7 protein-coding genes are annotated in these 24,607 nt (G+C 70.6%); 5 read left to right on the forward strand and 2 right to left on the reverse strand.

Annotated elements, in window-relative coordinates; all coding sequences use genetic code 11:
* Positions 1–121 precede the first annotated feature (121 nt).
* Positions 122–2,110 carry an oxidoreductase gene (locus tag ACWC5C_RS41140; RefSeq protein ID WP_450884319.1) on the reverse strand — a complete coding sequence of 663 codons (1,989 nt, stop codon included), beginning with the start codon at positions 2,108–2,110 and terminating at the stop codon, positions 122–124.
* A gap of 179 nt (positions 2,111–2,289) precedes the next feature.
* On the opposite strand from ACWC5C_RS41140, the gene ACWC5C_RS41145 reads away from it, so the two are divergent.
* The gene (locus ACWC5C_RS41145; RefSeq protein WP_450884321.1) at positions 2,290–4,071 is read left to right on the forward strand and encodes a GntR family transcriptional regulator; all 1,782 of its coding nucleotides are present in this window, start codon (positions 2,290–2,292) and stop codon (positions 4,069–4,071) included.
* Positions 4,072–4,100: 29 nt separating this feature from the next.
* Here the strand turns inward: ACWC5C_RS41145 and ACWC5C_RS41150 are convergent, their stop codons facing one another.
* Positions 4,101–6,491, reverse strand: a complete 2,391-nt coding sequence (locus ACWC5C_RS41150; protein ID WP_450884323.1) for an FHA domain-containing protein — start codon at positions 6,489–6,491, stop codon at positions 4,101–4,103.
* 209 nt (positions 6,492–6,700) lie between these two features.
* On the opposite strand from ACWC5C_RS41150, the gene ACWC5C_RS41155 reads away from it, so the two are divergent.
* The 4 genes from ACWC5C_RS41155 to ACWC5C_RS41170 all read left to right on the forward strand — a co-directional run.
* Complete coding sequence (locus tag ACWC5C_RS41155; protein WP_450884325.1) at positions 6,701–7,315, forward strand: DUF4232 domain-containing protein; 615 nt, start codon at positions 6,701–6,703, stop codon at positions 7,313–7,315.
* Positions 7,316–7,612: 297 nt separating this feature from the next.
* Positions 7,613–8,713 carry an ornithine cyclodeaminase family protein gene (locus ACWC5C_RS41160; protein WP_450884327.1) on the forward strand — a complete coding sequence of 367 codons (1,101 nt, stop codon included), beginning with the start codon at positions 7,613–7,615 and terminating at the stop codon, positions 8,711–8,713.
* A 77-nt stretch (positions 8,714–8,790) separates the two neighbouring features.
* Positions 8,791–13,431, forward strand: a complete 4,641-nt coding sequence (locus ACWC5C_RS41165; protein WP_450884328.1) for an amino acid adenylation domain-containing protein — start codon at positions 8,791–8,793, stop codon at positions 13,429–13,431.
* A gap of 72 nt (positions 13,432–13,503) precedes the next feature.
* The coding region (locus tag ACWC5C_RS41170; protein WP_450884330.1) for a type I polyketide synthase at positions 13,504–24,607 on the forward strand (11,104 nt) is incomplete at its 3' end.

Genomic DNA, 24,607 nt, shown 5'->3' on the forward strand with positions numbered 1-24,607 from the left:
TCTCACCCCGCTGGTGGACGTGTTCCTCGGACTGCTGCACGACGTCACACACGAACGCACCACCACCTGGCACGAGACCCCCGCAAGCGGCTGACCCGCTCCGGCGGCGCCCTCCCGCTCACTACCGCACCGAGGCGGAGGCGAGTCGTCGCAGGATGTCGTGGGCGAGGCGGCTGCCACCGGTGACGGCGTGGCGGATCAGCCCGGGGGAAGAGGCGTCGCCCACGACGTGCCAGCGGGCCCGCGGGCATGCCGCCCTCAGCGATACGTGCTGTTCCTCGTCCGGCGACCGGTATCCGCAGCCGAGCACCGTGCTCCCCGCGTCCAGTTCGGTGGTGTCCTTGGTGACCACGTCGCGCAGGAACAGCTTCGAGTCGTCGGTGCGGATCAGTTCGGTGTAGGGCAGCACACGCACGGCGGAGCGGAGGAGCCCCTTGGTGAGCCGGAGCCGGTTCGGTGTCTCCACCTGGCCCCCGGCCGACCCCAGCGGTGTCACCAGGGTGACCCTGCGATCGGTGTCCCCGGCCAGCCGGAGCGCGATGACACTGCCCGCGCTGTAGCCCTCGGGGTCGTACACGACGACGTTGCCGCTCTGAGCCGGTTCCCACGCCCCGGCCAGGTAGTCCGCATCGGTACGTACCTCGTAGTGCGCGGACTCCAGCCACGGGGGCAGCGCCGGTGACGAGCCGCCCGCGAACACCACGCGCTCAGGCGTCAGACCCGCCAGAACGGACGGCGTGGCGCGGGTGCCGAGGCGAACCTCGACACCGTACGCGGACAGGGACCGCTCCGCCCAGCGCCGGTACTGGCGCACCTGGTGTGGATCGGCGAGCAGCGCGTAGCCGATGCCTCCGCCGACGCTGTCGTCCTGTTCGAGCACGACAACGTCCAGTCCGCTCCTCGCCAGGACGCGGGCCACTTCGATACCGGCGGGTCCCGCACCCACGATGACGGTCCGTCCGGCGCCCGCGAGGTCCACGGGCATGGGTGCCTCGGCCAGTTCCGGGTGCGCCACCTCGGGGTTGACCGAGCACGCGAGCGTGAGCGACGCGCCGACACGGCGGCATCCCTCGTTGATCGAGATGCACGGCCTCGCCAGCTCTGCCGTGCCGGTGTGGATCCGCGCGGCCAGCCGGGGTTCGGCGATCATGGCGCGGGTCATGCCGACGAGGTCGGCGTCCCCGGAGGTGACCACGTCCTCGGCCTGCTCGGCGTCCAGGACCCGTCCGGCAACCAGCACCGGGGCGCGCAGGCGGGCCCGGGCCCGTGCCGCGAGTTCCCGGTATACGCCACGGGGGTAGTCGGCGGTCGGCACGGTGCCGACGGCGCCATCGGCGGTCGCCGAGCTGCTGCCGACGACGTCGAAGAGATCGACGACGCCGAGTTCGTCGTAGTAGCCGGCGATGTCGAGCAGGTCGTCCCTGCTCAGCCCGAGCCGCCTGGTCCGGGTGTCGAGAGACATGCGCAGGGCGACCACGAAGTCACCGGACACGGCGTCCCGCACAGCGCGCAGCACCTCGGAACCGAACCGCAGCCGGTTCTCCGGGCTGCCGCCGTAGGCGTCGTCGCGGCGGTTCAGCACGGGGCTCCAGAACTGCTCCAGCAGATGCGTGCCGTACGCCGTCACCTCGATGCCGTCCCAGCCGCAGCGGTGCAGTCGCCGGGCGACATCCGCGTAGTCGCGCACCAGGCTCGCGATGTCCTCCTCGCTCAGCACCCGCGGTGTGCCGCTGGGCAGGAACCCGGCGCCCGCCGAGGGCGCCACGTGTTCCTGGTCGGGATCCGCCATCACTTCCCGGGCACCGCGATGCGTGGCCTGGGCGATCAGGGCGGTGCCTTCCGCGTGCGCGGCGTCGGCCATCCGGCGCAGGGCGGGCTCGTTCTCCGGGTTCCAGAGGGCGGGGTTGAACCTGTTCGCGGCCGTGGCGCTCACCGACGCGGAACCGAACGCGATGATCAGCCCTGCGCCGCCCTGAGCCCGGCGCAGGTGGTAGCCCTCCAGATGGGGGGTGATCAGCCCGTTCACCGCGAGCTGTTCGGAGTGGGCGGTGGAGACGACGCGGTTGCGCAACGTCAGGTGTGCGAGGCGGAACTGCTCCATGAGTTTCATACGTGGCCCTCCTTGCGGTCGGACGAGGGACGTCGAGCGGGTCGGCAAGGGTCTCCAACCAGGCACGGCCGTGCTCGGTCGCAGGGAGTATGCGAACAGGTCGGGATGTCAACAAGAATTTTGGTCCGCGGCCCGGAAAAGAGGGGACACCGAGTCGAAAGTTCTCTTACAGTCCGACCATGGCCAGACCTTCGCGGGCCGCGGTGACACTGACGAGCCAGGAGCGGCGGACGCTGGAGAACTGGGCGCGCAGCCGGGTGTCGTCGCAGGCGATCGGGTTGCGGGCCCGGATCATCCTGGCCCGCGCCGAGGAGCCGACCGACCGGGCGGTGGCCGACCGCCTGGGGGTCTCCCCGCAACTGGTCGGCAGATGGCGCTCGCGGTTCCTGGCCGGGCGTCTCGACGGACTCACCGATCGGCCACGATCCGGCCGACCGCGCGCGGTGACCGGAGCGCAGCGCGACCGCGTCGTACTGCGGGTGCTGCAGGATCCGCCCGGGGGTGGATCCGGGTGGTCCACCCGCTCGCTCGCCGCCGCGACCGGCGTGAGCCAGACAAGTGTCAGCCGCATCATGAACGCACTCGATCCCGGCGCGGACGCGCCCGCCGACTGGTTTCCCGGGCGGGAGCGCACCATCGGCGGCGTCCTGCTCGATCCGCCCGTGCGTGCTCTCGCGGTCGTCCTGGCCGAGGGCACGCTGCCTGCCTCCGGCGCCGCCCGGGGCTCACGCGGGACGAGCCACCGGGACGATGCCGTGCTGGTCCTCGCGGCGGCCGATGCTTTCGCCACCGCCGACGTGCCGGACGAGTCGAATCTGTCGGACGGGTCGGAAGCGCACACGAGCGGCTTCCGAGCGTTCCTCGACCGGCTCCACCAGGCCACCCGGCCCGGAACCGAGGTGCACATCCTGGTGGACGGCGCAGCCGTGCACACCGATCCGCACATCGCCCACTGGCTGCGTCGGCACCCGCGCGTCCGTGTGCATCCGGTGGCCGTCGGCCGCACATGGACCGGCGACGCGAGGGCGCTGCTGCTCGGAAACCCGGCCGACCGGCACGGCACGGTGGCGCGGGCGCTCGTACGTGACCTCCGCGACCACGTCCGGACGTGGCTGGCCGACCGGTCCGGGCCGCTGATCTGGGTCCCCGGCCAGCCTGAGCGACATCACGTTGGTTACGACTCACCGCCGGACACTTCCCGCCTCACCGCCACCTCCGGAGCCGATACAGCGGTCACGGGCGTACCGGGTTCCCCGCGTCTGGTGGACCGGGTCGCCCACGCACTGCGGGAACAGATCGCCAGCGGGCACTTTCCGCCGGGCGAGCGGATCAAGGAAGCACCGCTGGCCGCGCGGCTCGGCGTCTCCCGTGGCCCGGTCCGTGACGCGCTGAGACTGCTCGCCGAGGACGGCCTCGTCGAGTCGATGCCCCACCGGGGCACGACCATTCCGATGGCCACGGCGGAGCGGGTCATGGAGGTCTACGCGGCGCGCGGCGCGCTCGGCGCGGTGCTCCTCCGGCGGCTGGCCACGCTCGAACCCGAGGCGCTCCACCCGGTCGGCACCGCGCTCGCCGACGTGTGCCGAGTCGCGCGGCAACGGGACCACTCCCGGATCGGAGACGCCGACCTCCGGTTCCAGGACGCGATCGCCCGCGCGGCCCGGCTGCGCCACACGTCCCTGTTCTTCCTGCGCCTCACGATGCAGCTGCGGATGTTCATCGCCATCCTCAAGCTCGATTACGCCGACGTACCCGGCCGCATCGAGCGGGCCAACAGCGCGATCTTCCGCGCGCTGCGGGAGCATGACGGGGGCGAGGCCGTCCGCGTGTGGCGCGCCAAGTTGGACATCAGCGTCAGGTACATGGTGGCGCAGCTGCCGACGGAGAACTTCGACCCCGAACTGTGGCTCACGATCTCCGGCTTCACCCAGCAGCGAGACGGCCGACGGCGGCCTCACTGACCCACGCGATCTCGGCGGCCACCGCGGCCTTAGTCCCGCATGACCTCGGGTTCGTGCCGACGCAGCAGGCGGGCCACCGCGAAGCCGCAGACCAGCGCGATCGCCAGGAGCGCACCGAGGTCGATGCCCCACTGGGTGACGGTGTGGGCCCACAGCGGGTCGACATCATCCGGCTGGTCGAGGTCCCACGGCGGCATGGTGTGCGCGAGGTCGAGTGTCGTCCCCGCGCCCGCGACCGCCCAGCGGGCGGGCATCAGCCAGCCGATCTGTTCGATGCCCGGAGAGTCGAACAGCTTGAAGAGGACCCCGGTGAAGACGACCTGGACGACGGCGAACATCACGAGCAGCGGCATGGTCTTTTCCGCGGTCCTCACCAGCGCGGAGATGACCAGGCCGAACATCATGGTGGTGAAGCCCAGCGCGCTGATGACCACGCAGACCTCGACGGCCGTGGGCATGAGCATCCCCTGGGCGGGCAGCTGACGGACGGAGAAGCCGATCGCGCAGATGACGACACCCTGCATCGCGGTGATCAGACCGAGGACGATCACCTTCGACATCAGATACGCGGACCGGGACAGCCCCGTAGCTCTCTCCCGTTCGTAGATCACCCGCTCTTTGATCAATTCCCGTACGGAGTTGGCCGCGCCGGAGAAGCACATTCCGACGACCAACACCAGCAGAATGGTTCCGGACTCCTGGTTGTAGCGGAAACGGCTGTCGGGCGGTGGCGGGGCGAGTCCGTACGGCGCCGGGATCAGACAGCTCACTCCGCCCAGGACGGCCGGGAGCAGCAGCATCAGCACCATGAAGCCCTTGTCGGAGGCGATGACCGACACATAGCGGCACATCAGCGTCCACAACTGGCCGAGCCAGCCCTGTGGTTTGGGCTTCAGGGCTCGCGCGGGCGGATGGGGCGCCGGGGTGTCCGGCAGCTGCGGCGGTACAGCCGAGTCGATCTCCGCGGCGCCCCGCTCGTACTGCCGGGACGCCAGCCAGCGCCCGCCCCAGTCGTCGTCGCGATGGTTCTCGAAGGCGGAGAACACATCGGCCCAGCTTTCGTGACCGAAGAAGTCCAGGGCCTCGCCCGGAGGGCCGAAGTACGCCACGGAGCCACCGGGCGCCATGACCAACACCCGGTCGCAGAGGGCCAGTTCGGCGACCGAGTGGGTCACCACCAGCACGGTGCGGCCGTCGTCGGCCAGCTCCCGCAGCAACTTCATGACATCACGGTCCAGGCCCGGGTCCAGACCGGAGGTGGGCTCGTCGAGGAAGAGCAGGGAGGGCTTGGTCAGCAGTTCCAGGGCAACGGACACCCGTTTGCGCTGACCGCCGGAGAGCGAGGCGACCTTCTTGCCCCGGTGAACGTCGAGCTTCAGCTCCTGGAGCACCTCGTCGATACGGGCCTTGCGCTCGGCCGCTTTGGTGTCGCCGGGAAAGCGGAGCCTGGCGGCGTACTTCAGAGCGACGTCGACGGTCAGCTCCTTGTGCAGGATGTCATCCTGCGGGACGAGACCGATGCGGTGGCGCAGCTCGGCGAACTGGGCGTAGAGATCGCGGTGGTCGTAGAACACCTGCCCACGGTCCGCGGGCCGGTAGCCGGTGAGTGCGCGCAGCAGGGTGGACTTCCCGGAGCCCGACGGTCCGATCACCGCGACCAGCGACTTCTCGGGGACGCCGAAGGAGACGTCGTCCAGGATGGTCTTGCCGCGCCCGACGGTCACCGTCAGGTCGCGGGCGGTGAAGGTGACCTCCCCGGTGTCGACGAACTCCTCCAGCCGGTCCCCGGCGAGACGGAAGGTGGAGTGGCCGACACCGACGATGTCCTGCGGGCCGATGATCCGGCGGCGGTCCACGGGCTGCCCATTGACATAGGTGCCGTTGTGACTGCCGAGGTCGACGATTTCGAAGCGGCCACCGGGCAGGGGCCGGAACTCCGCGTGGTGGCGGGAGACATACGGGCCCTCCACCAGGAGTTCGTTGTCCTCCGCGCGACCGATACGCAGCCGCTGCCCCAGGACGATCCGGTGGACGCCCGAGGGTTCCCGGTCGAGGGAAAGGGTCGCGGCGGCTCCACGGGGATCGGCGACGACACCATCCCGCGCCTGCTCGTCGCTCACCGCCGCCGACGCTCCGGTGAAGTCCAGCCGCGTGCCGGTGGCGACATCGCCCAGCCGGACGATAGAACCGTGGCCGATCTCGATCCGCTGGATACGACGCCCTTCGGCGAACGTGCCGTTCGCGCTGCTGAGATCCTCGATGACCCACGTTCCGCCGTCGCAACGGATCACGAGGTGCCGCCGGGAAACCCGGCGGTCGATGCACGGGATGTCGGTCTGCTGATCGCGCCCGATGGTGTAGCTCCGGGACGCGTCCAGGGTCCAGGTGCGTCCATTGGCATGCAGTACAAGTTCCGGCACGTCTGCTGTGTCCTCGGAGTCGGAGTCGGTCAGCCGGTGTGGAAGAGGGCGCGGGACATGCGGAGGTTGCGCGCCATGGCGTGGTGATCGTCCTGCCCGGCAGCGCGTGTAACAGGACTGTATTAGGCGGCGGGTGGACTGAACGGTTCGCCGACCGATTGGATCTTGGTGCTCAGAAACGCTCCCCAACCGATTCTGAGGAAGAAACGATGCGCGTTCACAAGCTCACCTTCGCCGCTCTTGCCGTTGCCGCAGGCCTCTCACTCACGGCCTGCCAGAACGACGACGGCACCGGGCAGAGCGACCCGTCCTCCGCGTCCTCCGCGTCGTCCTCGGGCGGCGGTTCGGACCAGGGCGGCGAGCAGGGCACGACCGCCGGGACCGGCTCCAACGAGAACGGCCAGGTCGACAAGTGCCGCACCGACGAGCTGGAGGTCACGGCGGCGGACCGCACCATCGACGGCGACGGCGAGGGCACCGTCGCGGTGACACTGAAGAACGGCGGCGGCCGGGACTGCGCGATCTCCGGGCACGCGGGCGTCGACCTCAAGACCAGCGAGGGGGCGCTGTCCGCGAAGCGCAGCGGTGAACCGGCCGACACCCACATCCTCAAGGACGGGGAGTCGACCTACTTCGGCGTCAACTACCCGATCAACGACTCGGGTGGCTCCGGCGTCCGCATCACGGGGCTGGTGGTCACCCCGCCGAACGAGACGAAGTCGGTCACCCTCGACTGGCCGGGCACCGGCACACTGCCCGTCACGGACGGCTCCGGCTCCCAGGTGAAGGTCGGCCCGATCGGAGGCATCGGCCAGGGCGGCTGACCCACCCATCCCACGGTGTGACGCTTCACGGCGGCTAAAGGGGGGATACCCGGGGTGGCCCGGCGCGTCGCGCCGGGCCACCCCGCCGTCGGCAGAGCACACGGACGACCAGCATCCGGTACCCCGCGCGCAGGGGGACGCCGCCCAGAGCCCGACGAACGTGGCGCGCCTCGCGGGCCAGGGGTGACGAGGGGTTGGTTAGGGGGATACGGGCTCGGCAATCATGCATAGGTTCACTCCCGGACGAGCGCAGCCGCTCGGACGCAGAATATAATGGTTGAGGGACTGAGGCCTTTCATGAGCGCGTTGATTCTTCCTGCGTCCGACATCGCCACGATCGTGCAACTCGTCGGCCGCGATGAGCTGATGGACCGAATGATCGACACCATGGCATCCGGAATTGCCGCGCTGGGCCGCGGTGAGGTCGAGCGGTCGCCGCAGCGGGGCGGATTCACCCGAAATTCCCATGGGATCGGCGTCATTGAATGGATGCCGCATCATGAGCCCGGCGCAGGCATGACCCTCAAGACCGTCGGATACACGCCGAGCAACCCCGATCGTCATGAGCTGCCGACCATTTTGGGCACAGTGGCCCGCTTCGACGACGCCACCGGTCAACTGGTCGCGCTCGCGGACGGGGTGATCGCCACCGCGATCCGGACCGGGGCCGTGTCCGCGGTGGCGAGCCGGCTGCTGGCCCGCCCGGACAGCACGACCGTGGGCCTGATCGGCGCGGGCGCCCAGGCCGTCACGCAACTGCACGCCCTGTCCCGCGTGTTCGACGTGCGCCGGGTCCTGGTGTCCGACATCAACCCCGACCACCTGGCGACGTTCTCCCGCCGGGTCGCCTTCCTCGGCCCGAACCCCGAGATCGAGCTGGCCACGGCGGCGCAAGTGGCTGCCGAGTCCGACATCATCTGCACCGCCACCACGGTGGGCGTCGGCGCCGGCCCCGTGCTGCCCGACACCGCCATGCGCGAGCACGTGCATGTGAACGCGATCGGCGCCGACCTGCCCGGCAAGACCGAGCTGCCTGCCGGGCTCCTCGCCCGTTCGCTCGTCACCTACGACCACCTGGAGCAGGCGCTCGCCGAGGGCGAGTGCCAGCAGCTGGCCGAGGGTGCCGTCGGCCCCGCGCTGGCCACGTTCTGCGCCGATCCCGAGTCGGCCGTGCCCTGGCGTGAGCGCACCACGGTGTTCGACTCCACCGGTTTCGCCTTCGAGGACCACCTGGCCCTCGATCTGTTCCTCGAACTTGCCATCAAATACGGGCTCGGCCACACCGTCGAGGTGGAATTCCACCCGGTCGACAGCCTCGACCCGTATCCGTCGCTCGCCGACGCCGATTCAGCCGCGGGCACTCCCACACCTTCTGTGGTGTCGGCCATCGCGCCTTGACCGGATCAACCAACAGCAGTCGGCGGGATTTGCTTCCCCGACCACCCAGATAAGGCTGGACAATGGGGAACTCAGGCATGCCCAAAAACGGTGGGCTCGGCGCGGCGATGAATCATCTCTTCGAACGGACACGCCGCAAGGAACAACCCGCCGGAATCGTTCCCGTCGAGCGGAACCGCTCCCTCCAGGCATCGTTCGCGCAAACCCGGCTCTGGTTCCTGGACCAGCTGGAGCCGGGCAACGTCTCGTACAACATCCCGCTCGCGATGCGCATCACGGGCGAGTTGAACGTGGCGCACCTCGCCCGGGCCATCTCCACGGTGGTCGGCCGGCACGAGGCGCTGCGCACGACGTTCGCCGAGGACGGCGGTGAGCCAGTCCAGCGGATCACGCCGGCCGAGGCCGTCCCCGTCCCGGTCGTGACCGTCCCCGGCGACTCACCCGCCGCACGGCTGGCCGCCGCGCGGGAACTGACCGGTGCCGAGATCGCCGAGCCCTTCGATCTGTCCGTCGGGCCGCTGCTCCGGGCCAAGGTGCTGCGGCTGGACGAGCAGGACCACGTCCTAGTGCTCATCGTGCACCATGTGGCGACCGATGCCTGGTCGCAGGTCGTGCTGGTACGGGAGTTGTCGGCGGCCTACGGGGCGCTCGTCGCCGGACGCACGCCGGCCCTGCCGCCCCTGACCGTGCAGTACGCGGACTACGCGGTGTGGGAGCGCGACCGGCTGTCGGGCCCGGCCCTGCGGCGGCAGCTGGACTACTGGCAGAAGCAGCTGGCCGGCATGGAGCCCGCGCTGGACCTGCCCACTGACCGGCCTCGCCCCTCGGTCGCCCGCCAGGAGGGCGAGGCAGCGCGCTGGGAGCTGCCCGCCGAACTCGTCGACGCGGCCCGGAAGCTGGGTGCCGGCGAGGACGCGACCCTGTACATGACCCTGCTGGCCGCCTTCCAGCTGGTGCTCGCACGGTACGTCGACAACGAGGACATCGCGGTCGGCACGCCGGTGGCGAACCGGGGCCGGTCCGAAATCGAGGGCCTCATCGGGTTCTTCGTCAACACCGTGGTCCTGCGCACCGACCTCTCCGGCGACCCGACCTACCGTGAGCTGCTGCGCCGGGTCCGGGACGTGACGGTCGGCGCCTTCGCCCACGGCGACCTGCCCTTCGAGTACCTCGTCGAGCACGTGCAGCCCGAGCGGGACCTGTCGCGCAACCCCCTGGTGCAGGTCCTCTTCCAGATGCTCAACGTCCCCACCGATCGACTGTCCCTGGCCGGTCTGGAGGCCGAGCAGTTCGACCCGGGCAGGATCCTCACCCGGATGGACCTCGAGTTCCATCTCGTGGAGGGCGACGACGGCGGCTTGATCGGCCACATCGTGTTCAGCAAGGCCCTCTTCGACAGGCAGACCATCGAGCGGCTGCTACGCCATCTCGGCGTCGTCCTGCGGTCCGCGCTGGCCGACCCCGACCAGCCGATCTCCGAGATCACGCTGCTCGACGACGCCGAGCGGACCCAGGTACTCGAGCAGTTCAACGACACGGCCCATCCCGTGCCCGAGGGCTCCCTCTCCGAGCTGTTCAGCGCGCAGGTGCGGCGTCGGCCGGATGCGGTGGCGGTGATCCACGGCGACGACCACGTCACCTACGCGGAGCTGGACCGGCGGGCGAACCAGCTGGCGCACCACCTCCAGGGTCGGGGAATCGGTCCCGAGACGCTCGTCGGACTGTGCGTCGAACGCGGCACCGAGGTGATCGTGGCGATCCTCGGGATCCTCAAGGCCGGAGCGGCCTACGTGCCGATCGACCCGAACCACCCGCGCGACCGCATCCGATTCGTCCTGGACGACGCCAAGGTGACCACGGCCGTAACCCAGCAGCGCTTCACGGAGCTGTTCGAGGCGTCGCCGGGCACCGAACTCGTCCTCCTCGACGCCGAACACGAGGCGCTCGCCGAACAGCCGGACACCGCGCCGTCGACCCCCACGAGCCAGGACGACCTGGCCTACGTCATCTACACCTCCGGCTCGACCGGCGTGCCCAAGGGAATCCTGATGCCCGCCGCTTGCGTGGTGAACTTGGTGGCGTGGCAGAAGCGGGCTCTGCCCGTCGGCCCCGATGCCAAGACGGCGCAGTTCGCCACCGTGACCTTCGACATCTCCCTCCAGGAGATCTTCTCCGCCCTCCTGTACGGCGAGACGGTCGTCATCCCCGACGAGGAACTGCGGATGGACCCCGCCGCGTTCGCCCGCTGGGCTCACGACCACGAGCTGGCCCAGGTGTTCGTACCGAACGTGATGCTGCGGGCGATGTCCGAGGAAGTCGATCCGCACGGTCCCGAACTGTCCGCCCTGCGCCATCTCTCCCAGGCCGGTGAGCCGCTCTCCCTCCACCAGGACCTGCGTGAGCTGTGCGAGAACCGCCCCGAGCTGCGACTGCACAACCACTACGGCCCGAGCGAGGCCCACGTCGTCACCTCGTACTCGCTGCCGGCGTCCGTGTCCGAGTGGCCGCTCACCGCGCCGATCGGGAAGCCCATCGGCAACACCCGGGTGTACGTGGTCGACCGTCAGCTGCGGCCGGTCCCGGTGGGCGTGCCCGGCGAGCTGTGTGTCGCGGGAGCCGGCCTGGCCAGGGGCTACCTCGGCCGGCCGGAGCTGACCGCGACGCGCTTCGTGACGGACCCGTTCCGCGCCGACGGCTCCCGGATGTACCGCTCCGGCGACCTGGTGCGCTGGCTGCCGGACGGCAACCTCGAGTTCCTCGGCCGAATCGACGACCAGGTCAAGATCCGGGGCTTCCGGATCGAACCGGGTGAGATCGAGGCGATCCTGGCCAGGCACGAGGACGTCCTGCACGCTGCCGTGATCGTGCGGGAGGATGTCCCCGGCGACAAGCGGCTCGTGGCCTACGCCGTCGCCGAGCCGACCGCCGCGGGCCGGGACGGCCGACTGGCCGAGACCCTGCGCCTGCACCTCGAAGCCGCGGTGCCGGAGTACATGGTGCCTTCGGCGGTCGTGCTCCTGGAATCGATGCCGCTGACCACAGGCGGCAAGATCGACCGAGGCGCGCTGCCCGCGCCCGACCTGCGCACCGTGCTCGACGTCGGCTACGTCGCCCCGACCACACCCGGGGAAGAGGCCATCTGCGCCATCTACGCCGACCTGTTGAGCACGGAGCGGGTCGGCATCGAGGACGACTTCTTCTCGCTCGGCGGTCACTCCCTGATCGCCACCAGGGTGGTCGCCAGGATCCGGGCCACGCTCGGCGTCTCGATACCGCTCAAGGCGATCTTCCAGCAGCGCACCCCACGGGAGCTGGCGGTCACGGTGGCCAGGGCGTCCGGCAGCGGCACCGAGCCCGACCTTCCGCCGCTGGTTCCCTCCGAGCGTTCCCGATCCCTCCCGGTGCCGTTCAGCTTCGCGCAGCGGCAGGCCGACATGTTCTTCGAGGACATCCTGCGGGCGGGTCACTGGACCATCCCGCTGGCCGTGCGGGTCTCGGGCGAACTGGACCTCGCACACCTGCGGCGGACCATGGAGATCCTGGTCGCCCGGCACGAGGCCCTGCGGATCACCATCGTCGGGAAGGCAGGCGAATACGCCCAGGCCGTCCAGGAGAGCGCGCCGGTCCGCGTGGAGATCACCGAGGTCTCCGACGCCACGGAAGCCGCTGTGCTCGCGGGCTTCGAGGCCGCCCGGCCGTTCGACCTCACGGGGGACGCGCTGGGCCGGTTGAGTGTCCTGCGGCTGGGCGAGCGCGACCACGTTCTGGTACTCGCCCTGCACCACCTGGTCACCGACGGCTGGTCCCGGGGCGTGCTCATCCGCGATCTCTCCGAGGTGTACTCGGCGCTGGTCCACGGCACCGAGGCCGAACTGCCCGATCTGCCCGTGCAGTACACGGACTTCTCGCTCTGGGAACAGCAGTGGCTGCGGGGACCGCTGCTGGCAGACCTGCTGGACCACTGGAACCGCCACTACGACGGCATGCTGCCGGCCGAACTGCCCACGGACCGCCCACGCCAGGACGTGGCCGACTACGACAGCGACGTCCTGCACTGGCGGCTGCCGCTGGACGTCGTCAAGGCCGCCCGCCGACTGGGCGAGTCCGCGCACGCCACGCCGTACATGACCCTGCTGGCCGCGATGAAGCTGGTGATAGCGGCCCGTTCGGCGAGCCCGGACGTCCTCGTCGGTATGCCGATGGCGGGCCGGGGCCGCGACGAGGTGGAGAACATGGTCGGCCTCGTCTCCAAGTTGCTGGCCGTGCGGACCGATCTGAGCGGCGATCCGACGTTCCACGAGCTGCTGGTCAAGGTGCGCGACGGGATGTCCGACGCACACGCCCACCAGGACCTGCCGTTCGTCTCCGCCATCGACAAGTGGGCGGCCGGAGCTCGGCTGTTCCAGGACCCCCCGGTGAAGGTGGTCTTCCAGATCGTCAACACACCGCCGCAGAGCCTCCGCCTCGCGGAGGCGAAGGCCGAGCCGTTCGTGATGAGCCACCCGCCGGTCCGCATCAACCTGGACATGGAGATCGACCTGTACGAGGACACCTCGGACGGCTCGCTCTCCGGCACGGTGCTCTACAGCACCTCGCTCTTCGACAGCACGACCGTCGAGAGCTTCTGCGACGACGTCGTGGCCGTCGTCGTGGCCGCCTCGGCGGACTCCGGGCGACCGCTCTCCCAGGTGTGGAACGAGCGCTTCCGAAACCGTTGACCGGGGCGGAAGGCAGCACGCCTCCGCCCGGGCAGCACTCAAGACATCCCGCCAGGACCCCCGAGGATCATCATGGAAGCAGACGAGGCTGTCGCCGTCGTCGGAATGTCCTGCCGGTTCCCGCAGGCCCCCGACCCCACCGCGTTCTGGCGGCTGTTGACCACCGGTGCCTCGGCCGTCACCGAGGTACCGGCCGGGCGGTGGACGCTGACCGGGTCGGCGCCCGCCGGCATCCGCCACGGCGGCTTCCTCGACCACGTCGACCGCTTCGACCCCGCCTTCTTCGGCATCTCGCCACGGGAGGCGGCGGCGCTGGACCCGCAGCAGCGGCTGATGCTGGAGCTGGCCTGGGAGGGGCTGGAGGATGCTGGTATCGTCCCCGCCGCCCTGGACGGCACCGCGGTCGGCACGTTCCTCGGGGTGATGTCGCACGACTACGCGCAGCTCTCCCGTGGTCGGCGCTCGCACCACACGCTGACCGGCACCCACCGGGCGATGATCGCCAACCGGATCTCGTACAGCCTCGGCCTGCGCGGCCCCAGCATGACCGTCGACGCGGCCCAGGCATCCTCCCTGGTCGCCGTGCACATGGCGGCGGAGAGCGTACGCCGGGGCGAGTCCCTGCTGGCGCTGGCCGGCGGGGTGAACCTCAACCTGATCCCGGAAACCGCCGCGGACATCGCCGAGTTCGGCGCGCTCTCCCCCGACGGCCGGTGCTACACCTTCGACGCGCGGGCCAACGGCTACGTACGCGGCGAGGGCGGCGGCCTCGTCATACTGAAGCCGCTGTCGCACGCCCTCGCCAGCGGCGACACGGTCTACTGCGTCATCGAGGGCGGCGCGGTCAACAACGACGGCGGCGGCGATTCACTGACCACGCCGGACCCCGGTGGCCAGGAGACCGTCCTGCGACTCGCCCAGGAACGGGCGGGGGTGTCGCCCAGGGACGTTCAGTACGTGGAGCTGCACGGAACCGGGACGGCCCTCGGTGACCCGGTAGAGGCAGACGCCCTCGGCCGCGTCTTCGGCCGGACGGGTGCGGCGGGCGGGGCGGGCGCGGCGACGCAGGCCGGTCCGTTGGAAGTCGGCTCGGTGAAGACGAACATCGGGCATCTGGAAGGGGCCGCGGGCATCGCGGGGCTCCTCAAGACCGCGCTCGCCGTCCACCACCGCCAGCTCCCGGCCTCTCTCAACTTCGAGACCCCGCATCCGCGTATCCCGCTGGACACGCTGAACCTCGCGGTCCGCCGCACGCCGGGTGCCTGGCGCGAACCGAAGGCGCGTCTGGTCGCCGGAGTCAGTTCCTTCGGCATGGGCGGCACGAACTGCCATGTCATCCTCGCCGAAGCACCCCGGCGGTCGGCCGACGAGGCGGAGAGCGCCCCCGTGGCGGAGCCCGCCGGGGGCCCGGTTCCCCTGACCCTGTCGGGGGCGACAGAGGAGGCACTGCGGGACCAGGCACTCCGGCTACGGACACACCTGGACCACCCTCAGAACCTCTCCGACGTGGGCCTCTCTCTCGCGACCACGAGGTCGCACTTCGAGCACCGAGCCGTGATCGTCGCTCAGGAGCCCGACGGCGCGGCGCGGGCGCTGGACGCGCTGGTTCAGGGCGAGGTGGTCTCCGGGCTGGTCACGGGCGCCGCCCGGAACACGGGCAAGATCGCCTACAGCTTCTCCGGTCAGGGCGCCCAGCGCCTTGGCATGGGCCGGGAACTCGCCGCGGCCTACCCGGCCTTCGCCCGGGCCTTCGACGACGTCTGCACGGAGCTGGACCGACACCTGGAGCGGCCCCTCCGCGAGGTGATCGATGGGGAGGACGACCGGCTGCTGGAGCAGACCGTGCACGCGCAGGCCGCGCTGTTCGCAGTTGAGGTGGCGCTGTTCCGGCTGTTGGAGGACTTCGGACCGGCACCGGACATGCTGATCGGTCACTCGATCGGCGAAGTGGCCGCGGCGCATGTCGCCGGTGTGCTGTCCCTCGAGGACGCGGCCGCCTTCGTCGCCGCCCGCGGCCGGCTGATGCAGTCCGTCACCGAACCGGGAGCGATGGTGCTGCTGGAGGCCGCCGAGGACGAGGTCCTGGCCACTCTGGCGGACGGCGGCCGGAACACCGCGAGGATCTCCATCGCCGCCGTCAACTCTCCCACGGCGACCGTCGTGTCCGGCGATGAGCAGGCCGTACTGGACCTCGCGGCCGACTGGAACCGGCGCGGCCGGAGGACCAAGCGGCTGCGTACGAGCCATGCCTTCCACTCCGCGCACATGGACCCGGTGCTCGACGAACTGCGCCGGGTCGCCGAGGGACTGACCTTCCGGGCGCCCCGGATACCACTGGTGTCCAATGTGACCGGGACTCTGGCCACGGCCGAGGAGCTGTGCTCCCCCGAGTACTGGGTGCGGCACGTCCGCCGGACCGTACGCTTCCTGGACGGCGTGCGCCGTCTGGAGGCCGAAGGCGTCACCACCTTCGTGGAACTGGGCCCGGACAAGGCCCTCACCACCTTGACCCGTGAGTGCCTGACCCGCCCCGGCGTCCTGGTCGGCACCCTGCGGCGCGACCGCCCCGAGGCACAGGCGTTGATCACGGCGCTGGCCGAACTCCACGTCTCGGGCGCCCAGGTGGCCTGGGACGCGGCGTTCCCCGGCGGTCGGCGGGTTCCGTTGCCCACGTACGTGTTCCAGCGCCGGTCCTACTGGATCGACGCGGCCGGACCGGACGCCACGCCGCATACCCCTGCGCCCACCTCCGCCGCGCCCGCCGCGCCCGCCGCTCCCGTCGCGCCCGCCTCGCCCGTCGGCGCCGACCGGCCCCGCGCCGTCCTCGCGCTCGTCCGGCAGCACGCCGCGGTGGTCCTCGGCCACGCCACCGCCGCGTCCGTCGACGACGGGCGTACGTTCAAGGAGCTGGGGTTCGACTCGATCACCGCGGTCGAACTCTGCGAGCGGCTGAGCCAGGCCACCGGCCTGAGCCTGCCCGGAACCTTGCTCTTCGACCACCCGACCCCCTCCGCACTCGCCGCCCACCTCCACCGCCGCATCCACGGCGAGCCGGGCGAGGAAGGCGGTGCCTCCACCGCACCGGTGGCCGCGAGCGACGACGACCCGGTGGTCATCGTCGGGATGAGCTGCCGCTTCCCCGGCGAGGTGGGTTCGCCGGAGGATCTGTGGCGGATCGTGACCGACGGCACCGACGCGATCTCCGTCTTCCCGGTCGACCGGGGCTGGGACCTCGAAGGCCTGTACCACTCCGACCCCGACCAGCCGGGCACGTCGTACGCCCGGGACGGTGGATTCCTTTACGGCGCGGCGGAGTTCGACGCCGGGTTCTTCGGGATCTCACCGCGCGAGGCGGCCGCGATGGATCCGCAGCAGCGACTGCTGCTGGAGGCGTCCTGGGAGGCATTCGAACGCGCGGGCGTTCCCGCGGAGTCACTCAAGGGCAGCCGCACGGGAGTGTTCGTCGGCGCCTCGTCGGCCGGATACGCGGCCGGTGCCGGTGAATCGGCCGAGGGCTACCAGCTGACCGGCAGCGCGGCGAGCGTCGTCTCGGGACGGGTGTCCTACACGCTGGGGCTGGAGGGTCCGGCGGTGACGGTGGACACCGCGTGTTCGTCGTCACTGGTGGCGCTGCACCTGGCCGTGCAGGCGCTGCGATCGGGCGAGTGCACACTGGCTCTGGCCGGTGGCGTGAGCGTGATGTCCACGCCCGACATGTTCGTGGAGTTCTCCCGTCAGCGGGGGCTGGCGCCGGACGGGCGCTGCAAGGCGTTCGCCGCGGCCGCCGACGGTACGGGCTGGGCCGAGGGCGTCGGCATGCTGGTGGTCGAGCGGCTGTCCGACGCCCAGCGCAACGGTCACCGGGTGCTGGCTGTGGTGCGGGGTTCAGCCGTCAATCAGGACGGTGCGTCCAACGGTCTGACGGCTCCGAACGGCCCGTCGCAGCAGCGTGTCATCCGCCAGGCGCTGGCGAATGCCGGTCTGTCGGCAACGGAGGTCGACGCCGTCGAGGCACACGGCACGGGTACGACGCTCGGCGACCCGATCGAGGCGCAGGCGCTGCTGGCCACCTACGGCCAGGACCGCGACGCGGACCGGCCGCTGCTGCTGGGCTCGCTCAAGTCCAACATCGGCCACACCCAGGCCGCCGCAGGTGTCGCCGGTGTCATCAAGATGGTCATGGCGATGCGCCACGGCATGCTTCCCCAAACCCTTCACGTCGACGCTCCCAGCCCCCACGTCGACTGGTCGGCGGGCTCAGTCGAACTGCTGACGGAGCACCGGGACTGGCCGGAGACCGGGGCCCCGCGCCGTGCGGGCATCTCCTCGTTCGGCGTCAGCGGCACCAACGCCCACGTCGTCGTGGAGCAGGCTCCCGAGGAGCCCTCACCCAAGACCGAGCGGGCCGAACTCCCCGCAGTACCGTGGCTGTTGTCCGGCCACGGCGAGACCGCGCTGCGCGCTCAGGCGGAGAGACTACGGTCCTTCATCGAGACCTCGGACGCGGACCTGCCGGTGACCGACGTGGGCTGGTCCCTGGCGACGACGCGGGCAACGCTGACCCACCGCGCCGTCGTCATCGGCACGAACCGCGATGAACTGCTGAGCGGACTCGACGCCGTCGCCAACGGGGAAACCACCCCGGGCGTAGCCCGAGGCACCACCACACCCGGCGACGTGGTGTTCGTGTTCCCCGGTCAGGGTTCGCAGTGGACCGGCATGGCACACGAACTCCTCGACACCTCGACCGTTTTCGCCGAACGCATGCGAGAGTGCGCCGCCGCACTGGACCCGTTCGCCGACTGGTCACTCCTCGACGTCCTCAACGACGAGGAAGCGCTACGCCGGGTAGATGTCGTCCAGCCCGTGCTGTGGGCCGTCATGGTCTCCCTCGCCGAACTCTGGCGCTCCCACGGCATCACACCAGCAGCCGTCATCGGCCACTCCCAAGGAGAAATCGCCGCAGCCTGCGTAGCAGGCGGACTCACCCTCCAAGACGGCGCCCGCATCGTAGCCCTGCGCAGCAAAGCCCTCCTGGCCCTCTCCGGCCACGGCGGCATGGTCTCCGTACCCCTCCCCGCAGAGCAGTTGCGCGACCGGGACGGCCTGTCCATCGCCGCCATCAACGGCCCCACCTCCACCGTCGTCTCCGGCGACAACCACACCCTCGACACACTCCTCGCCGAGTATCCGCAGGCCAAACGCATCCCCGTCGACTACGCCTCCCACTCCGACCACGTGGAGCGCATCGAAGACGAACTCGCCCAAGCACTCGCGCCCATCACACCGCGCACCGGCGAGATTCCCTTCTACTCCACCGTCACGGGTGCGCTCACGGACACAGCGGAGCTGAACGCCGCCTACTGGTACCGCAACCTCCGCCACACCGTCGACTTCCAAGGCACCATCGAAAAGCTCCTCACCCTCGGCCACACCACCTTCATCGAAACCAGCCCCCACCCCGTCCTCACCATCGGCATCCAGGACACCGCCGACACCACCAACACCCACATCGTCACCACCGGAACCCTCCGACGCGACGAAGGCAACGCCCAACGATTCCTCAAATCGCTCGCAGAGGTCTCCGTCACCGGGGCCGAAGTGAACTGGCGGACCGTCTTCCAGGGAACAGGCGCGCGGCAGGTGGAGCTGCCGACCTACGCCTTCCAGCGCGAGCGCTACTGGCTGGAGCCGACCGCCATGGATGCGGCCGACTCCCGTTTCTGGGACGCCGTGGAGCGCGAAGACTTGGCGGCGCTCGCCGCCACCTTGCAGGTCGATGGGTCGTCGCTGGGTGGCGTCGTGCCCGCGCTGTCCTCGTGGCGCCGCCGACGTCGTGAGCAGTCCGCCGTGGACGGCTGGCGATACCGCGTCACCTGGAAGCCGCTGTCCCGCCCGGGCACCGGCGCGCTGTCCGGCACCTGGCTGGCCGTGGTCCCGGCGGGCGACGAGTGGTCCGCCGTCTGTGCCCAAGCCCTGGCCGAGCACGGGGCGCGGGTCCATACGATCGAGGTGCGGCCGGACGATGCCGGGCGCTCGGCGCTGGTGGGGCTGCTCGCCGACGCGGCGGAGATCGACGGCATCACCGGCATCGTCTCGTTCCTTGCCGTCGACGCGCGTACGCACGCCACGCACTCCGCCCTTCCGCAGGGACTGGCGAACACGGTGGAGCTGCTGTGCGCGGTCGAGGCCACCGGCATCGAAGCCCCGCTCTGGTGCGTCACCCGGTCCGCTGTGACCGCCGTCGAGGCGGACCGGGGCCCGAGCCCCGCTCAGGCGGCGGTCTGGGGCTTCGGCCGGGTGGCCCGGCTGGAGCGCGCGGGGCGCTGGGGCGGACTGATCGACCTGCCCGAGGTGTGCGACGGGCAGGTGTTGCGGCGGTTCGTCGCGGCGCTGGCCGAGCGCGGCGTCGAGGACCAGATCGCGGTGCGGTCCTCGGCGGTCCTGGGCTGTCGGCTGGAATCCGCGCCCATGGCCGGACCGGCGAGCGTATGGCGTCCGCGCGGCACGGTGCTGATTACCGGCGGCACCGGTGCACTGGGCGCGCACGTGGCGAAGTGGCTCGCGAAGGCCGGGGCGGACCATCTCGTCCTGCTCAGTCGGCGCGGTTCCGAGGCCCCGGGTGCCACCGCGCTGGAGACGGAACTGACCGCACTCGGCGCACGAGTGACCATCGCGGCCTGCGACGTGACCGACCGCGCCGCGCTCGCCGGAGTGCTCAGCCCGCTGTCGGGCCGTCTGACCGCCGTGGTGCACCTGGCAGGCACGGTGCAGTTCGGCGGCTCCATCGACGCGGATCTCGACGCATACACCGACGTCTTCCGCGCTAAGGTCACCGGCGCGACGCACTTGGACGACCTGGTCGGCGACGAGAATCTGGACGCTTTCATCCTCTTCTCTTCGGCCTCGGCGGTCTGGGGCGGCACCGGGCAGGCGGGATACGCCGCCGCGAACGCCTTCCTCGACGCCCTGGTCCAGCAGCGCCGGGCTCGCGGACTGCCGGGCACCTCGGTGGCCTGGGGGTCGTGGGGCGGCAGCCTCGCCAGTGAGGACGAGGAGCGTCTGCGTCGCAACGGCCTGCGCGCGATGCCGCCCGAGCTGGCGGTCACCGCGCTGCGGTGGGCAGGCGGGCTCGGCGAGCCCTGTCCGACCGTCGCGGATGTCGACTGGGAGACGTTCGCCCCGGCGTTCACGGCCTCCCGGCCGAGCCCGCTGATCGGCGAGCTGCCCGAGGTGCGGCAGAGCGGGGAGACCACTGGCGCTGCCGGTGGTCACGCCGGGCTTCGCGCGCGCCTCGTCCCGCTGCCGATGGCGGAACAGGAACGGGTACTGGCAGACCTGGTCCGCGAGCACGCCGCCGGCCTGCTGGGGCACCGCGATCCCACGGCGGTCGACCCGACGGTCCCGTTCCGTGAGCTGGGCTTCGACTCGCTCACGTCGGTGGAGCTGCGCGCCCGGCTGAACCGGGCCACCGGCCTGCGTCTGCCGACCACCTTGCTGTTCGACCACCCGACCTGCCGAGCCGTGGCCGGACTGCTGCGGACGGAGCTGCTGGGCCTGCCGGAGTCCGGAGCGCTCGTGGACACGGCAGCCACGCCGTATGCCTCGGACGAACCGATCGCCATCGTCGCGATGAGCTGCCGGTTCCCGGGCGACATCCGCTCTCCCGAGGACCTTTGGCAGCTGGTCGGCGCGGGCCGTGAAGTCCTCTCGGCGTTCCCCGACGACCGTGGCTGGGACACGGACGGCCTGTACGACCCCGACCCGGACCGGCCCGGCAAGTCCTACGTACGCACCGGCGGTTTCCTGCACGACGCCGCCGAGTTCGACGCGGCCTTCTTCGGCATCTCGCCGCGCGAGGCCCTGGCGATGGACCCGCAGCAGCGGCTCCTGCTCCAGACCGCGTGGGAAGTCTTCGAGCGCGCAAGGATCGCACCGGACGCGATGCGGTCCACCCGCACCGGCGTCTTCGTCGGCGGCTGGACACAGGGGTACCCGTCGGAATCCGACGAGGGGTACGCGTTGACGGGCTCCGCGACCAGCGTGATGTCCGGGCGCATCGCCTACACCCTGGGCCTTCAGGGCCCCGCGCTCACCGTGGACGCGGCGTGTTCGTCGTCCTTGGTGGCGCTGCATCTGGCGTGTGAGTCACTGCGGCGCGGCGAGTGTTCGATGGCGCTCGCCGGAGGTGTCACCGTGATGGCGTCGCCAGCCACGTTCATCGAGTTCTCGCGTCAGCGGGGTCTCGCGGCGGATGGACGGTGCAAGTCCTTCGCCGCAGGTGCGGACGGCACCGGCTGGGCCGAGGGTGTCGGCATGCTGCTCGTGGAACGGCTCTCCGACGCAGAACGCAACGGCCACCAGGTCCTCGCGGTCGTACGAGGCTCCGCCATCAACCAGGACGGCGCCTCCAACGGCCTCACAGCACCCAACGGACCCTCCCAACAGCGCGTCATCCAGGCCGCGTTGGCGAACGCCCGCCTGTCGACCGCCGACGTCGACGCCGTCGAGGCACACGGTACGGGTACGACACTGGGCGACCCCATCGAGGCGCAGGCGCTGCTGGCCACCTACGGCCAGGACCGGGACGCCGACCGGCCACTGCTGCTGGGCTCGCTCAAGTCCAACCTCGGGCACACCCAGGCCGCCGCAGGCGTCGCCGGGGTGATCAAGATGGTCATGGCGATGCGCCACGGCGTACTGCCCCAGACCCTCCACGTGGACGAACCCACCCCCCACGTCGACTGGACCACCGGCGCGGTCGAGCTGCTGACCGGGCGGACGGACTGGCCCAAGGCCGACAGGCCGCGCCGTGCGGGCGTGTCCGCGTTCGGCGTCAGCGGCACCAACGCCCACGTCATCCTCGAACAGGCGCCGGACTCGGCGGCCGATTCCGGCGCCGCCGAAGAACGGACCGGGCTGCCGTCGGTGGTGCCCTGGGTAGTGTCGGCGGACGGTGATGCGGGGCTGCGCACACAGATCGAGCGTCTCAAGTCCTTCGTGCTGGACAACCCCCAGCTGGACCCCGTGGACATCGGCTGGTCCCTGGTCTCGACGCGCGCGACACTGTCACACCGCGCGGTGGTCGTCGGCACGAACCGCGACGAACTGCTGCGCGGACTCGACACGGTCGAGAACGGCGGCGCCGCCGAGCCGGGGCGCAGTGTGGTGTTCGTCTTCCCCGGTCAGGGTTCGCAGTGGACCGGTATGGCACACGAACTCCTCGACACCTCGACCGTTTTCGCCGAACGGATGCGAGAGTGCGCTGCCGCGCTGAGCCCGTTCGTCGACTGGTCGCTCCTGGACATCCTCGATGACGAAGAGGCACTGCTCCGGGTCGATGTGGTCCAGCCCGCACTGTGGGCCGTCATGGTCTCCCTCGCCGAACTCTGGCGCTCCCACGGCATCACACCAGCCGCCGTCATCGGACACTCCCAAGGAGAGATCGCCGCAGCCTGCGTCGCAGGCGGACTCACCCTCCAAGACGGCGCCCGCATCGTAGCGCTGCGCAGTAAGGCCCTGCTGGCGCTCTCCGGCCACGGCGGCATGGTTTCCGTACCCCTGCCCGCAGAGCAGTTGCGCGACCGGGACGGCCTGTCCATCGCCGCCATCAACGGCCCCACCTCCACCGTCGTCTCCGGCGACAACCCCACACTCGACACACTCCTCGCCGAGTACCCGCAAGCCAAACGCATCCCCGTCGACTACGCCTCCCACTCCGACCACGTCGAACAACTCGAAGACGAACTCGCCCAAGCACTCGCGACCATCACACCCCGCACCGGCGAGATCCCCTTCTACTCCACCGTCACCGGCACACTCACCGACACAGCCGAACTCAACGCCGCCTACTGGTACCGCAACCTCCGCCACACCGTCCAATTCCAGAACACCATCAAAAACCTCCTCACCCTCGGCCACACCATCTTCGTGGAGGCAAGCCCCCACCCCGTCCTCACCATGGGCGTCCAGGACACCGCCGACACCACCAACACCCAGATCGCCGCCACCGGAACCCTCCGACGCGGCCACGGCGGACCTGCCCAGTTCCTCACCACACTCGGGCTCCTGCACATCGCAGGCGTACCGGTGGACTGGGAGACGGCGTTCGCCGGGGTCGAGGCGCGGGTGGTCCATCTCCCGACCTATGTGTTCAAGCGCGACCGCTTCTGGGTGGCGCCCGGTCGGCGAGCCCTCGGATCGGCCGCATTGGACCATCCCCTCCTCAGCGCGGAGGTGCCGTTGCCGGACTCGGGCGGTGGCGTGTTGACCGGCGTGCTCACCCTGGCGGGCCAGCCGTGGCTTGCCGAGCACTCGGTGTCCGGTGCGGTGATCTTCCCGGGTACGGGCTTTGTCGAACTCGCCCTGCAGGCCTGCTTGCGGTTCGGCTGTGACCTGGTGGAGGAGCTGACGCTGGAGGGACCGCTGGTGCTGCCCGAGCGCGGCGCCGTCGAGATCCAGGTGTCGGTGGCGGGGGTGGACGAGCAAATGCGCCGTTCGGTGTCCGTCCACGCACGTCGCGAAGACGGCGCATGGTTCCGGCACGCGACCGGATCGCTGGGTGTCGCAGAGGATGTGCCTCGCGCTCCGCAGGAGTGGCCGCCAGCGGACGCCGTGAGGGTGGAGATCGACGAAGTCTACGACGTACTGGCGGAGCGCGGTTACGCCTACGGCCCGGTCTTCCAGGGGCTGCGCGCCGCCTGGCGCCGTGGTGACGAAGTGTTCGCCGAGGTTGTGGTGCCGGAGGAGGCGCGGGGGGACGCCGCGCGGTGCGCGGTGCACCCGGCCCTGCTCGATGCTGCTTTGCACGGCGTCGGGCTGGGTGGCCTGATCACCGATGACGGCCGGGCGTATCTGCCGTTCTCGTGGACCGGCGTGGCTGTGCACGGTGTCGGCGCGTCCTCCCTCCGAGTGGTGCTGTCCCCGGTCGGCACGGACGCGGTCTCCCTGTTGGTCAGCGACGACTTGGGCGAACCGGTGCTGTCCGTGGACTCCTTGGCTCTGCGCCCGGTGACCGCTCAGCAGCTGCACGACGCCGGCGGCGGCACACCCGACTCACTCTTCCGCCTCGAATGGACCGCCTGGAGGGAATGCCCCCTCCCCCAGCCCAACACCCCCACCCTCACCGACCTCACCGAACTGGCACCAGACGAAAACACCCCACCCGCCTGGCTCC

The sequence above is a fragment of the Streptomyces sp. NPDC001700 genome (assembly GCF_053596435.1).